This window comes from Pseudomonas anatoliensis (assembly GCF_017976235.1).
In the GTDB taxonomy this organism is placed as follows: domain Bacteria; phylum Pseudomonadota; class Gammaproteobacteria; order Pseudomonadales; family Pseudomonadaceae; genus Aquipseudomonas; species Aquipseudomonas anatoliensis.
Genome location: NZ_JACVHC010000003.1, coordinates 806,431 through 819,896, shown reverse-complemented (window position 1 = coordinate 819,896; position 13,466 = coordinate 806,431). Strand labels below are relative to the sequence as shown.

At 59.4% G+C, this 13,466-nt stretch carries 13 protein-coding genes; 6 read left to right on the top strand and 7 right to left on the bottom strand.

Features of this window, described 5'->3' with window-relative positions; genetic code table 11:
- The first annotated feature begins 254 nt into the window (after positions 1–254).
- Positions 255–2,396: a catalase HPII gene (katE, locus tag ICA16_RS13265; RefSeq protein ID WP_210700768.1), complete on the top strand. Its 2,142-nt coding sequence runs from the start codon at positions 255–257 to the stop codon at positions 2,394–2,396.
- 80 nt (positions 2,397–2,476) lie between these two features.
- Here katE and ICA16_RS13260 read toward each other — a convergent pair whose 3' ends face one another.
- Genes ICA16_RS13260 through ICA16_RS13245 form a run of 4 tightly spaced genes read right to left on the bottom strand, consistent with a single transcriptional unit; the run spans position 2,477 to position 5,276 of the window.
- Positions 2,477–3,190, bottom strand: coding sequence for a PA5502 family lipoprotein (locus ICA16_RS13260; RefSeq protein WP_210553234.1), 714 nt, complete (start codon positions 3,188–3,190; stop codon positions 2,477–2,479).
- 37 nt (positions 3,191–3,227) lie between these two features.
- On the bottom strand, positions 3,228–4,016 hold the full coding sequence (gene znuB, locus ICA16_RS13255) for a zinc ABC transporter permease subunit ZnuB (protein ID WP_042556960.1): 789 nt from the start codon (positions 4,014–4,016) through the stop codon (positions 3,228–3,230).
- Complete coding sequence (gene znuC / locus ICA16_RS13250) at positions 4,009–4,794, bottom strand: zinc ABC transporter ATP-binding protein ZnuC (protein ID WP_210700767.1); 786 nt, start codon at positions 4,792–4,794, stop codon at positions 4,009–4,011. The genes znuB and znuC overlap by 8 nt, the downstream gene beginning before the upstream one ends.
- Positions 4,794–5,276: a Fur family transcriptional regulator gene (locus tag ICA16_RS13245; RefSeq protein ID WP_053125415.1), complete on the bottom strand. Its 483-nt coding sequence runs from the start codon at positions 5,274–5,276 to the stop codon at positions 4,794–4,796. The genes znuC and ICA16_RS13245 overlap by 1 nt, the downstream gene beginning before the upstream one ends.
- A gap of 66 nt (positions 5,277–5,342) precedes the next feature.
- Here ICA16_RS13245 and ICA16_RS13240 point away from each other — a divergent pair, with 66 nt between their 5' ends.
- Positions 5,343–6,263 carry a zinc ABC transporter substrate-binding protein gene (locus ICA16_RS13240; protein WP_210553236.1) on the top strand — a complete coding sequence of 307 codons (921 nt, stop codon included), beginning with the start codon at positions 5,343–5,345 and terminating at the stop codon, positions 6,261–6,263.
- Positions 6,264–6,345: 82 nt separating this feature from the next.
- Here ICA16_RS13240 and ICA16_RS13235 read toward each other — a convergent pair whose 3' ends face one another.
- A complete protein-coding gene (locus tag ICA16_RS13235) occupies positions 6,346–7,299 on the bottom strand; it encodes a homoserine kinase (protein WP_210700766.1) in 954 nt (317 codons plus the stop codon).
- Between the two features lie 60 nt (positions 7,300–7,359).
- Positions 7,360–7,650, bottom strand: a complete 291-nt coding sequence (locus tag ICA16_RS13230) for a DUF2782 domain-containing protein (RefSeq protein ID WP_042556955.1) — start codon at positions 7,648–7,650, stop codon at positions 7,360–7,362.
- 74 nt (positions 7,651–7,724) lie between these two features.
- Here ICA16_RS13230 and polA point away from each other — a divergent pair, with 74 nt between their 5' ends.
- Positions 7,725–10,529: a DNA polymerase I gene (polA, locus tag ICA16_RS13225; RefSeq protein WP_210700765.1), complete on the top strand. Its 2,805-nt coding sequence runs from the start codon at positions 7,725–7,727 to the stop codon at positions 10,527–10,529.
- Between the two features lie 329 nt (positions 10,530–10,858).
- Here polA and yihA read toward each other — a convergent pair whose 3' ends face one another.
- Positions 10,859–11,503, bottom strand: a complete 645-nt coding sequence (gene yihA, locus ICA16_RS13220) for a ribosome biogenesis GTP-binding protein YihA/YsxC (protein WP_150617002.1) — start codon at positions 11,501–11,503, stop codon at positions 10,859–10,861.
- A 217-nt stretch (positions 11,504–11,720) separates the two neighbouring features.
- Here yihA and ICA16_RS13215 point away from each other — a divergent pair, with 217 nt between their 5' ends.
- The 3 genes from ICA16_RS13215 to dsbA all read left to right on the top strand — a co-directional run bounded on the left by ICA16_RS13215 (position 11,721) and on the right by dsbA (position 13,465).
- Positions 11,721–11,978, top strand: a complete 258-nt coding sequence (locus ICA16_RS13215; protein WP_210553562.1) for a c-type cytochrome — start codon at positions 11,721–11,723, stop codon at positions 11,976–11,978.
- Positions 11,979–12,023: 45 nt separating this feature from the next.
- Positions 12,024–12,635 carry a c-type cytochrome gene (locus ICA16_RS13210; protein WP_150605076.1) on the top strand — a complete coding sequence of 204 codons (612 nt, stop codon included), beginning with the start codon at positions 12,024–12,026 and terminating at the stop codon, positions 12,633–12,635.
- A gap of 188 nt (positions 12,636–12,823) precedes the next feature.
- Positions 12,824–13,465 (top strand): thiol:disulfide interchange protein DsbA, encoded by a 642-nt coding sequence (dsbA, locus tag ICA16_RS13205; RefSeq protein WP_150605075.1) that lies wholly within the window; start codon positions 12,824–12,826, stop codon positions 13,463–13,465.
- Position 13,466 lies beyond the last annotated feature (1 nt).

Here is a 13,466-nt window from a genome sequence, read left to right as displayed (position 1 = left end):
CTTGTGGGGCGCGTTAGAAAAGGATCAGCGGTTAGCCGGGCGCGCATTTTAGCCTGTCCGTATAGAGGTTCTTAGCATTTATTTCGCAATTAACCTTCGAATTGGCAATAAGAAGATCAAAGGTCATAAAAAAGGAACGCCCGTTCCTTGTCATCGGTCACTACGTAAGCGACTTGAAACCCTGGGTGCCGTGCCCGGGAACCACTCAAGAGTCCTCGGCACGTCCCGGGGGTCAAACGAGGAGTTTACGTCTGATGAGTACCAAGAAACCTGCCCCTGCAAAAAGTGAAATGGCTGGAACCGATACCCCGGATCGCGCCAACACTAATACCAAGCTGGACAGTCTGGAGACTTTTCGCTCCGACGCAACCGGCCAGGCACTGCGCACCAACCAAGGCGTGAAGATCGCCGACAACCAGAACACCCTCAAGGTCGGTGAGCGCGGGCCGTCACTGCTGGAAGATTTCATCATGCGTGAAAAAATCACGCATTTTGACCATGAACGTATTCCGGAGCGCATCGTCCATGCGCGCGGCACCGGGGCTCATGGTTTCTTTCAAGCCTATGAAAATCATGCTGCGCTGACCAAAGCCGGATTCCTACAGGATCCGGGGAAGAAAACACCGGTATTCGTGCGCTTTTCCACAGTGCAAGGGCCGCGCGGTTCCGGCGACACCGTGCGTGACGTGCGCGGTTTTGCCGTGAAGTTCTTCACCGACGAGGGCAACTTCGACCTGGTCGGCAACAACATGCCGGTGTTTTTCATTCAGGACGCGATCAAGTTCCCTGACTTCGTCCACGCGGTAAAACCTGAACCGCACAACGAAATTCCTACCGGCGGCTCGGCTCACGACACCTTCTGGGACTTCGTGTCGCTGGTGCCGGAGTCGGCGCACATGGTCATCTGGGCGATGTCCGACCGGGCGATCCCGAAAAGCCTGCGCAGCATGCAGGGTTTTGGCGTGCACACCTTCCGCCTGATCAACGCCGAGGGCAAATCGCGCTTCGTCAAATTCCACTGGCGCCCGACTGCGGGGACTTGCTCGCTGGTGTGGGACGAAGCGCAAAAGCTCGCCGGTAAAGACACCGACTATCACCGTCGCGATCTCTGGGAAGCCATCGAGATGGGCGACTACCCGGAATGGGAGTTGGGCGTACAGATCATCGAGGAGGAGAACGAGCATGACTTCGACTTCGACATCCTCGACCCGACCAAGCTGATCCCAGAAGAAATCGTGCCGATCACGCCGCTGGGCAAAATGACCCTCAACCGCAATCCGGACAACTTCTTTGCCGAGACCGAGCAGGTTGCGTTCTGCCCTGGCCACATTGTTCCGGGTATCGACTTCTCCAACGATCCGCTGCTGCAAGGTCGGCTATTTTCTTACACCGATACGCAAATCAGCCGACTCGGTGGGCCGAACTTTCATGAGCTGCCGATCAACCGTCCGGTGGCGCCGTTCCACAACGGTCAGCGCGATGCTCAGCACCGCACAACGATTGACAAGGGGCGCGCCTCTTACGAGCCGAACTCGATTGACGGCGGCTGGCCGAAAGAAACCCCACCGGCCGCGCAGGACGGCGGTTTCGAGAGTTATCCGGAACGCATCGACGCCGCCAAGATCCGTCAGCGCAGCGAGTCGTTCAGCGATCACTTCTCGCAGGCAACCTTGTTCTTCAACAGCATGAGCGAGCATGAGAAGGAACACATCATTGCCGCTTACAGCTTCGAGCTGGGCAAGGTTGAGCGCGAGTTCATCCGTGCGCGGGAAGTGAACGAAATTCTGGCGAACATCGATCTGGAACTGGCCAAGCGCGTGGCGGCGAACCTCGGTCTGCCGGCACCCGCCAAAGGCACGGTCGAAGCACGCAAAACGTCTTTCGATCATTCACCGGCGCTGAGCCAGGCCAATTTGTTGCCAGAAAACATCAAGACGCGAAAAGTGGCGATTCTTGCTGCCAACGGCGTCGATGGTGCGGCGATTGATGCGATGAAGAAAGCACTGGCCGCTGAAGGTGCGCACGCCAAATTGCTCGGCCCGACCTCGGCGCCGGTAAAAACCGCCGATGGCAAAAGCCTGCCGGTAGATGCATCGATGGAAGGCATGCCTTCCGTGATTTTCGATGCGGTGTTCGTGCCGGGTGGCGCGGCGTCGGTCAAAGCGTTGAGTGGTGACGGCGTGGCGCTGCATTACGTGCTGGAGGCGTATAAGCACCTGAAGGCGATTGCCTTGCACGGCGAAGCCAAGCAGTTGCTGGACGTGTTGAAGCTGGAGGCGGATGCCGGGTTGCTGGAGGGTAAGGATGTCGGGGCGTTGACCAAGCCGTTCTTTGCCGCGATCGGGCAACATCGGGTTTGGGCGCGGGAGCCTAAGGCGAAAGCCGTTCCGGCGTAAAAGCAAAAGATCGCAGCGTTCGGCAGCTCCTACATGGGTTCACATTCGCCCTGTAGGAGCTGCCGGAGGCTGCGATCTTTTTACGGTTTACGCGGACTCAGAACCATCTGCGCCGGCACCGTGCGCAGAATCTGTTTCTCGATCTTCAGATCAAAATCCGGATTCAATTTCTTCACACGCTTGGTCAGCAAATTCGCCAACCAGGGATAGTCATTGGTGCGTGGCGCCTGAATAGTCACCGCACACTCGTAATTCACCACATCGGCGGCGATCGCATCCAGTTGGCGGCGAAGTTTGTGGCTATCGGTGATATTCAGCGCAACCGTGGTGCTTTCGGCTGTCGGATCAATCACCTTGGCTTTCGGCTTGGCTTCCGCCGCGAGCAACGCCGCTTCGGCTTTTTCAAGCTCGGCCTTGCGCGCTTCGGTAATGGCGCCGTTGACGCCACCGGTCAGCGCCGGGGCCTTGGGCATCAGTACACGTGCACGGCTCAAAGCGGTTGCCGCAGCGTTTACATCACCCTTTTGCAAGACGATCTGGCTGCGACGCAGATACGCCTCGGCCAATTGCCGCTGATATTGCTCAAGGGATTGATCGTTAGGGGTTTCAGTCTGCAAAGTGGCCAACTGGGTTTCGGCAGTGGCCAGTTCGCTGCTGGCCAGGCTTTGTTCCAGCTGCGCGATGGCCGTAGCCCGCGCATCGGGGACTTCAGCCACCGGCGGCGTGCTTTGGCAGGCGCCCAGCAGCACTGAAAATGCGACAAGGAGCAGATAACGGGAGGCGAACGGCTTCATTCCTGCGACTCTCTAATTGCGCAAAAAGCGGCCAAGTCTACACCCCACGACGGGGCAGAACAAAACTCAGCAGAAACAGTGCGGCCGCCGTCACTACGATTGACGGCCCCGCCGGGGTGTCCTTGAACCATGACAACGCCAGCCCGCCACACACGGCGAGCATGCCCAGCAGGCTCGCACCCAGCGCCATCTGCTCCGGTGACCGAGCGTGACGCTGTGCCGCAGCCGCCGGAATGATCAACAGCGAAGTGATCAGCAACACACCGACGATTTTCATCGCCACCGCGATCACCACCGCGATCAACAACATCAGCGCCATGCGCAAACCCGCGACCGGCAGGCCTTCAACCCTGGCCAGTTCCTCGTGCACGGTGATCGCCAGCAGCGGCCGCCACAGCGTCACCAGTAACACCAGCACCGCCGCGCTGCCGCCGAGGATCCACGCAAGATCAGTCGGGCTGATCGCCAGCAGGTCACCGAACAGATAGGCCATCAGGTCGATCCGCACTTCATGCATGAAGCTTAGTACGACAAGCCCGAGAGAGAGCGTGCTCGGTGCGAGAATTCCCAAAAGCGTGTCGGACGCCAGCGGCTGACGCTGTTGCAACGTGACCAGCAACACCGCCAGCAGCAGGCAGCCGACCGTGACCGCAACCGTCGGGCTGACATCCAGCAGAAAACCCAGCGCCACGCCGAGCAATGCGGCATGGGACAAGGTATCGCCGAAATACGCCATGCGCCGCCACACCACAAACGAGCCGAGCGGCCCTGCGACCACCGCCAGCGCCAGACCTGCAAGCAGGGCATACAACAGAAAATCAGCCATGCTTGCAGTTGTCTCCATGAACGTGGGGTTGGCCCGAAACCGGGCCCTTGACCACTGAACCGTGCAGGTCGTGGGCGTGGTCGTGATGGTGGTGATAAATCGCCAGGCTCGGCGCGTTCTTGCCGAACAGTTCGACAAACGCCGGATCGCCGCTGACTTGCTCGGGATGCCCGGAGCAGCAGACGTGACGGTTGAGGCAGACCACCTGGTCGGTGGTGCTCATCACCAGATGCAGATCGTGGGAAACCATCAGCACGCCGCAGCCGTGGCGATCGCGCAGTCGGGTGATCAGGCTGTACAGCTCGGCCTGGCCAGCGACATCTACGCCTTGTACCGGCTCATCGAGTACCAGCAGTTCCGGTTCGCGCAGCAGGGCTCGGGCGAGCAGTACGCGCTGCATTTCACCACCGGATACGCTCTGCACCGGGCTGTCGATGACGTGCTCGGCGCCGACTTCTTTCAGAGCCGCCAGTGCACGCGGGCGATCAACACCCGGCACCAAACGCAGAAAACGCAGCACCGAGAGTGGCAAGGTCGGGTCGACATGGAGCTTTTGCGGCATGTAGCCGACACGCAGTTTCGGCTTGCGCCAGACGCTGCCGCTGTTCGGTTTCAACAATCCGAGCACGGCGCGCACCAGCGTGGTCTTGCCGGCGCCATTGGGGCCGATCAGGGTGACGATCTGCCCTGGCTCGACGCTCAGCTCGATGTTGTCCAGCACGGTCTGCCCGCCAAACGTGACGGCGACTTTCTCCAGACGGATCAGCGCATTGCTCATCAAGCCCCCTGGCAACCGGAGCACAGGCCGACCACTTCGACGGTCTGCGCTTCGACGATAAAACCGACATCCTTGGCGCTGTTGATGATCGCGTCGCTGATCACTTTTTGCTCAAGCTCGATGGCCGCGTGGCATTCGCGGCAGATCAGGAACTGGCCCTGGTGCGCGTGCTCCGGATGCACACAGCCGACAAAGGCGTTGAGCGAGGAGATGCGATGCACCAGGCCGTTTTCCAAAAGGAAATCCAGCGCCCGGTACACGGTCGGCGGCGCGGCGCGGCGGCCGTCCTGCTCGCTCAGCACCGCGAGAATGTCGTAGGCACCCAGCGGTTTATGGCTTTGCCACACCAGCTCCAGCACTCGGCGGCGCAACGCAGTCAGGCGCAAGCCTTTCTGTGCACACAAAGTATCGGCCTCGGACAAAGCGCTGTGCACGCAATGAGAGTGGTCGTGGGGACGGCTGGCGATCGGTGTAATAGGCATGGGCGGCGACGAGTTTTGATAGAGACGTTATTATGTTACCCGTTCTCGCCTACTTGAGTGGTCATCGTGTCCCGACTTTTTTCTGTTTTTGTCGCATTCGTCACCGGTTTTCTTCTGATCGGATCAGCTCAGGCCGAAGTAAAAGTTCTCACCAGCATCAAGCCGTTGCAGCTGATTGCCGCAGCTGTGCAGGACGGCGTGGCGATTCCCGAAGTACTGCTGCCGCCGGGTGCCTCGCCGCACAACTATGCGCTGCGCCCATCCGACGTACGGAAGGTGCAATCGGTGGATCTGCTCTACTGGATCGGCCCGAGCATGGAAGGTTTCCTGCCGCGCGTGCTGAACGGTCGTACGCTGCCGAGCGTCGCAGTGCAGGATCTGCCAGGAATGAAACTGCGCCATTTCGCTGAAGACAGTCACTCCCACGCCGAAGAAGCCGACGATCATGACCACGATCACCGTCCGGGCACGATCGATGCGCATTTGTGGTTATCGCCGGTGAACGCGCGGGTGATTGCCGACAAAATGGCCGCTGATTTGAGCGCAGCTGATCCGGCGAATGCCGAGCGCTATCAAAGTAACGCCAAGGCTTTCGACGAGCGTCTGGATGCGTTGGATCTGCGTTTGAAGAAGCGTCTGGCCAGTGTTGAAGGCAAACCGTACTTCGTCTTTCACGAAGCGTTCGACTACTTCGAAGACGCTTATGGCTTGAAGCATACCGGCGTGTTCAGCGTGGCGGCCGAGGTGCAACCGGGTGCCCAGCACGTCGCTGCGATGCGCAAGCGCTTGCAGGAAGTGGGCAAGACCTGCGTGTTCAGCGAGCCGCCATTGCGCCCGCGTCTGGCGGAAACGCTGGTCGCTGGTTTGCCGGTGAAACTGGCCGAGCTGGATGCGCTGGGCGGTTACACCCCGGCGACGGCTCAGGGGTATGAGCAGGTGCTGGAGAAGTTGGGCAACGATTTGGCCGGGTGCCTGGAATCGTTGTAACCCCATAAAAAAGATCGCAGCCTTCGACAGCTCCTACACAGTGCCCACTGTAGGAGCTGCCGAAGGCTGCGATCTTTTGATCTTAAAGGGCGAAAGGCAGATGGATACTCACAACCTGCCGCTGCACCAACCGCTGCTCAAACTCCTGCGGATCGTGAATCAGCACATCCTGCCCGGCAAACTGTTCGGCCGCGATCAACCGCGACAGCCAGAACCGCACACATGCCACCCGCAGCATGGTCGGCCACAACTCAGCCTCTGCCGCCGTAAACGGCCGTAGCGCCGCGTAGGCGCCGAGGAAAGCACGGGCACGCGGGCCATCGATCAGACCATCATCGTCCGAACACCAATCGTTCAGCGCAATCGCCACGTCATAGAGCATCGGCCCCGAGCAGGCGTTGTAGAAGTCGATCAGCCCGGTCAGGTGCGTGCCTTCGAACATCGCGTTGTCGCGAAACAGGTCGGCGTGAATATTCGCCCGAGGCAGCGCGAGAATCTTGTCTTTGCGCGCAGTGATCTCATCCAGCGCCTTTTGCAGCAGTGCGCGCGGTGCATCGCTCAGGTGCGAGAGCAACGCGGTGCCCTCCTCCAGCATCCAGTCGAGGCCACGATCAGTCTTGCGCTTGATCATGTGCTCACCCTGGGTCGCCAGGTGCAGATGCGCCTGCAACTCGCCGACCTGCGCGCAATGTTGGGCGTTGGCGACTTTGATGTGCTTGCCAGCCAGACGCGGTTGCAGCAGTGCCGGCTTGCCTTTGAGTTCACGCAGTGCCACGCCGTCGGTGGTGCGCAGTGCGTACGGCACCGGCAGATCAGCTTCGTGCAGCACATCGAGCAGGTCGATGAAGAACGGCATCTCCTGCACCGGGCCGCGTTCGACCAGGGTCAGGACGAATTCGCCCTGCTCCAGGCTGATAAAGAAATTGGTGTTTTCGCTGCCGGCGGCAATCCCCTGGAAATCAAGCAGACGGCCAAGCCCGTAAGGGGCGAGAAAGGTTTCCAGCTCGGGCCGAGCCAGGGGGGTGAACACAGACATGGTTAAAAACTGCTCAGTTCGGGCGCCGCCATCAACGCGGCGCCGATTAAAATTAAGAGACTACTTCCATTCGAAAATCTTCCACGACGGAATCAGCATATCCGGCTGATCCGAGCGAATGAAGTTCGCATCCGTCCCGTCTGCGCGCACAAGAAAGTACGGCGGTGCGCCCTTCGGCGTGACTTTGATCGCATACAGGAAACCGTTTTGTCGATACTCCTGAATGGTCTTGTCGCCTTCCGTGCGAATGGTTACTTCGGGGTCCCCCGTCGGCGCATCATCCGCCGCCATCGCGGCCAATGGTGAAGCAGCAATCAACCCGACCAGCAGCAAGCGATTTAACGTACGCATGATAACCTTGTCCCTTTGTCGTCAACGGTCCCGCTATTCTAGCGCCGGGCCCGCCGAAAAGGTTGATTCTGCTCATGAGCCAAGCCCCCCTCGTCCTGGTGGACGGTTCGTCTTACCTGTACCGCGCTTTCCACGCCCTGCCTCCTTTGACCACCTCCAAAGGTCTGCCGACCGGTGCGGTCAAGGGCGTGCTGAACATGCTCAAAAGTCTGCGCAAGCAGTACCCGGACAGTCCGTTCGCCGTGGTTTTCGACGCCAAGGGCGGCACATTTCGCGATGAGATGTACGCCGAATACAAGGCCAACCGCCCGAGCATGCCCGACGACATGCGTGTACAGATCGAGCCCCTGCACCAGAGCGTGATCGCCCTCGGCTTCCCGCTGCTGTGCGTGGAAGGCGTCGAGGCCGACGACGTGATCGGCACGCTGGCCCGCAGCAGCGCGGCGGCGGATCGCCCGGTGATCATCTCCACCGGCGACAAGGACATGGCGCAACTGGTCGATGGCCACATTACCTTGGTCAATACCATGTCCGGTAGCTCGATGGACGTGGAGGGCGTGAAGGAGAAATTCGGCGTCGCTCCGGAGCAGATCATCGATTATCTGGCGCTGATGGGTGATTCGTCCGACAACATTCCGGGCGTTCCCGGCATCGGCCCAAAAACCGCGTCCGGCCTGCTGGTCGGCGTCAACGGTGGCCTGACCGAACTGTATGCGCAGCTCGATATCGTGCCGACCCTGCCGATTCGCGGCGCCAAGACCCTGCCGGCCAAGCTCGAAGAACACAAGGAGATGGCTTTCCTCTCCTATCAACTGGCGACCATCAAGATCGACGTGCCGCTGGACGTCGAACTCGACGATTTGCAGATGCGCGCCGAAGATCCGGCCAAACTCTACGAGCTGTACACGCTGCTGGAATTCAAGAGCTGGATCAACGATCTCGATCGCGACGCCAAACGCCTGGAGCTGAGCAGCGCTGCGGCGCCTGAGCCAGCGGGCGATCTGTTCAGCGCGCCAGAGGCCGAGGCCCCGGCCGCTCCGGCTGAAGCGGCTTATGAAACCATCCTTGATCAGGCGCGCTTTGACGTCTGGCTGGAGAAACTCAAGAACGCCAAGCTGTTCGCCTTCGACACTGAAACCACCGGTATCGATGCGCAGCAGGCGCAGCTTGTCGGTCTGTCGTTCGCGGTGCAGGCCAACGAAGCGGCGTATATCCCGCTGACCCACTCCTACATCGGCGTGCCAGACCAACTGGATCGCGACACCGTATTGCGTGCGCTCAAGCCGATTCTGGAAGACCCGAACAAACTCAAGGTCGGCCAGCACGCCAAGTTCGACATGAACATTCTGGCCAACTGCGCCATCGGCGGCGATCAGAACGAAGGCATCACCGTGCGCGGCGTCGCCTTCGACACGATGCTTGAGTCCTACGTGCTCAACTCCACCGCCACCCGCCACGACATGGACAGCCTCGCGCAGAAGTACCTGGACCACACCACGGTGAGTTTCCAGGACATCGCCGGCAAGGGCGCCAAGCAACTGACCTTCGATCAGATCGCGCTGGAGCAGGCCGGACCGTATGCCGCCGAAGACGCCGACATCACGTTGCGTCTGCACCAGACCCTGTTCGAAAAACTCAGCGCCATTCCAAGCCTGGCCAGCGTGCTGACCGACATCGAGATTCCATTGGTACCGGTGCTGGCGCGCATTGAGCGCCAGGGCGCATTCGTCGATGCCGAGCTGCTCGGTATCCAGAGCATCGAACTGGGCAACAAGATGGTCGCGCTGGAGCGCGAAGCCTTCGAGATCGCCGGGGAAGAATTCAACCTTGGCTCGCCGAAGCAGCTTGGCGTGATTCTCTACGAGAAACTCGGCCTGCCGGTTCTGAAAAAAACCGCCAAGGGCCAACCTTCGACCGCTGAAGAAGTGCTGGCGAAACTCGCCGAGGACGATCACCGCTTGCCGAAAGTGCTGATGGCGCATCGCTCCATGAGCAAGCTGAAAAGCACCTACACCGATCGCCTGCCGGAGCAGATCAACCCGCGCACCGGGCGCGTCCACACCTCGTACCATCAGGCCGTGGCATCGACCGGGCGCCTGTCCTCCAGCGATCCGAACCTGCAGAACATCCCGGTGCGTACCGCTGAAGGCCGACGCATCCGTCAGGCCTTCGTCGCGCCAAAAGGCTACAAACTGCTGGCGGCGGACTATTCGCAGATCGAACTGCGGATTATGGCCCACCTGTCCAAGGACGAAGGCTTGATGAACGCCTTCCGCAACAATCTGGACGTGCACACCGCCACCGCTGCTGAAGTGTTCAAGGTCGAACTCAACGAAGTGTCCTCCGACCAGCGCCGTGGCGCCAAGGCGATCAACTTCGGCCTGATCTATGGCATGGGCGCACAGAAACTCGGCAAGGACATTGGCGTCGACACTAAAACGGCCAAAGCCTACATCGACACCTATTTCGCGCGTTATCCGGGCGTTCGCGAGTACATGGATCGCACCCGCGCGCAGGCTGCGGATCAGGGCTATGTCGAAACGTTCTTCGGCCGTCGCCTGTACTTGCCGGAAATCAACTCCAACAAGCCGCAGGAACGCGCAGCCGCTGAACGCACGGCGATCAACGCGCCGATGCAGGGCACGGCAGCGGACATCATCAAGAAAGCCATGGTGGCGGTGGATAACTGGCTGACGACATCGGGGCTGGACGCGCGAGTCATCCTGCAGGTGCACGATGAACTGGTGCTGGAGGTTCGCGAGGATCTGGTTGAGCAGGTCAGCACCGAAATTCGTCAGCACATGAGCGAAGCAGCGAAGCTGGATGTGCCGCTGCTGGTCGAAGTGGGTGTGGGCAATAACTGGGATGAGGCGCACTAAACCATTTGGAGCCGGTTCTGCTGCGGCATCGCGCCGCGGCAAACCTGTTGAAAGGTGCTTAGTCCGAATTGGTCTTGGGCTTATTCCAAAGCTTTTTGAAAAAAATCTGAACTAATCTTGCTACGGGCTACTCAGAGTTACTGAATGGCTGGTGAAGCCCTTCAATGCTCCTATGTTGTGTTAAGTGTTGGCAGATATCTGAACCCCGCCCTAGCGGTTCGGACCTTAAACCCCGGAATTTCTCCCTCCCCAATGAAATCCGGGGCTTTTTTTGCCCAAAAATCGGCTGTGGTGCTACGCAAGACACCACAGACAATTTTGAAATTCTTTTACTCGGACGCCGCTTCAGCGCCCTTGTCGGCCAATTCCATCCAGTCCGCCAACACTGTGTAGGCCTCTTCCAGGCCCATGCGTTTTGGCGCCGAGAACAGCTGGATAGTCACCAGATCACCCCAACCCTTACGGATCTCCGCCTGCACCTTGAGCAGCGTGTTCTTCGCAGCGCCGTAGGTCAGCTTGTCGGCTTTGGTCAGCAGAATGTGCATCGGCATGCCGGCCGCAACGGCCCAGTCGAGCATCAGCAGGTCGAAGTCGGTCATTGGATGACGGATGTCCATCATCAGAATCAGACCCTTCAAACTCTCGCGGCCACCCAGGTAAGCCTCAAGGTGACGCTGCCAGTGCATCTTCAGCGGGATCGGTACTTTTGCATAACCGTAGCCCGGCAGGTCGACCAGACGACGATCTTCGTCTAGCTTGAAGAAGTTCAACAGCTGTGTGCGACCCGGAGTTTTCGAGGTACGCGCCAGGCTGGCGTGGGTCAGGGTGTTCAGCGCGCTGGATTTACCGGCGTTGGAACGACCGGCGAACGCCACTTCAAAGCCTTCGTCGTCGGGGCACTGATCGACTTTGGCGGCACTGAGCATGAACGTGGACTGTTGGCACAGGCCGAGGATGGGATTTTTGAGCTGCATGGGATTTCCGATGTGGGCGGCGCCGGGAATGGGCGCGGAACGCGGTGTCGCTTCCGTTTCAGTGACGCCAGTATATAATGCCGCAGATTTTGTGTGTGCTTTGTCCCAGCGAAGGATGAAGTTCACGGGAGCGACAGACCTTGATTGCGCATTAGAACGCAAAACGCTCTCAACCCTGAAAAGGTCGTTTAAATGGCTGCTGGCTGCCGGAGTCTTGATGCCGCTTTACAGCGCACAGGCTACACAGGATCCGGAAGCCGTGTACAACCGTGTTTGTAGTGCCTGTCATTCCGGCCAACTACCCATGGCGCCCAAAAGAGGCGATCAGGCAGCTTGGACGCCGAGGTTGGCGAAAGGTATGGAGACGCTGGTGCAACACGTGACCCAGGGTTTCAAGGCGATGCCGCCGCGTGGTTTGTGCATGGACTGCAGTGCCGAGGATTACCAAGCCATCATCCTTTGGATGAGCGAGTAAGCCCGGTCCATAACTCTTAACCCTTAGCCGTAGTTGGATTAGCTGATGAACAAATTGATCGTGAGTCTGCTGTTGACCGTGGGAATCTCAGGCTTCGCCCATGCTGCCGGTGATGCCGCAGCAGGTCAGGCGAAAGCCGCAGTATGCGGAGCCTGCCATGGCCCGGACGGGAACAGCATGGCGCCAAACTTTCCAAAGCTGGCCGGTCAAGGTGAACGCTACCTGACCAAGCAACTGCACGACATCAAGTCGGGCAAGCGCGTAGTTCTGGAAATGACTGGTCTGCTGACCAACCTCAGCGATCAGGATATGGCCGACATGGCTGCCTACTTCGCCAGCCAGAAAGGCAGCGTCGGCGCCGCCGATCCCAAGCTCGTCGATCGTGGTGAAGCCCTGTTTCGTGGTGGCAACCTGAGCAAGGGCCTGCCAGCCTGCACCGGTTGCCACTCGCCCAATGGCACCGGCAACGCCGCTGCCGGCTTCCCGCACCTGGGTGGCCAACACGCCTCATACATCGCCAAACAGCTGACCGATTTCCGCAAGGAAGAAGGCGGCCGTACCAACGATGGTGACACGATGACCATGCAGACCATTGCCAAACGCCTGAGTGATGAAGACATCGCCGCGGTCTCCAGCTACATTCAGGGCCTGCATTAAGAGCCCTGACTGCAACGGACATCTCGCGCAACGTTAACGCTCGATTAATCCGTCGCAGCAAGTATAAAAAGGGTGGCTTTGGCCGCCCTTTTTTGTGGCCGCTGCCGTTACACTACAGAACTCATGCCCGCCAAGGCCTGTCTGAAAACAGGTCGCGCGAGGCGACCCAATTTGTCCAGGAGTAAAGCATGCGTAATCTGATCATCAGCGCCGCCCTCGTCGCTGCCAGCCTGTTCGGCGTGACTGCCCAGGCCGCTGAAGCCCCTGCCGCCCCTTATGTAGAGCTAAGCAATCCGGTGCCGGTTGCCGTGCCTGGCAAGATCGAAGTGGTGGAGCTGTTCTGGTACGGCTGCCCGCACTGCTACTCCTTTGAGCCAGTGATCAATCCGTGGGTTGAAAAACTGCCATCCGACGTCAACTTCGTGCGTATCCCAGCCATGTTCGGCGGCCCATGGGACGCTCACGGCCAGATGTTCCTGACGCTGGAAGCAATGGGTGTCGAACACAAGGTTCACAGCGCCGTGTTTGAAGCGATCCAGAAACAACACAAGAAGCTGACCGACAAGAACGACATGGCTGACTTCCTCGCCACTCAAGGCGTGGACAAGGACAAGTTCCTCGCCACTTTCGACTCTTTCGCCATCAAGGGTCAGATCGTCAAGGCTCGCGAACTGGCCAAGAAGTATGAAATCACTGGCGTGCCAACCATGATCGTCAACGGCAAATACCGCTTCGACATCGGCTCCGCCGGTGGTGCCGAGCAAGCGCTGAAACTGGCCGACCAACTGGTTGCCAAAGAGCGAGCCACCAACAAGGCTGCTGCCAACTAAG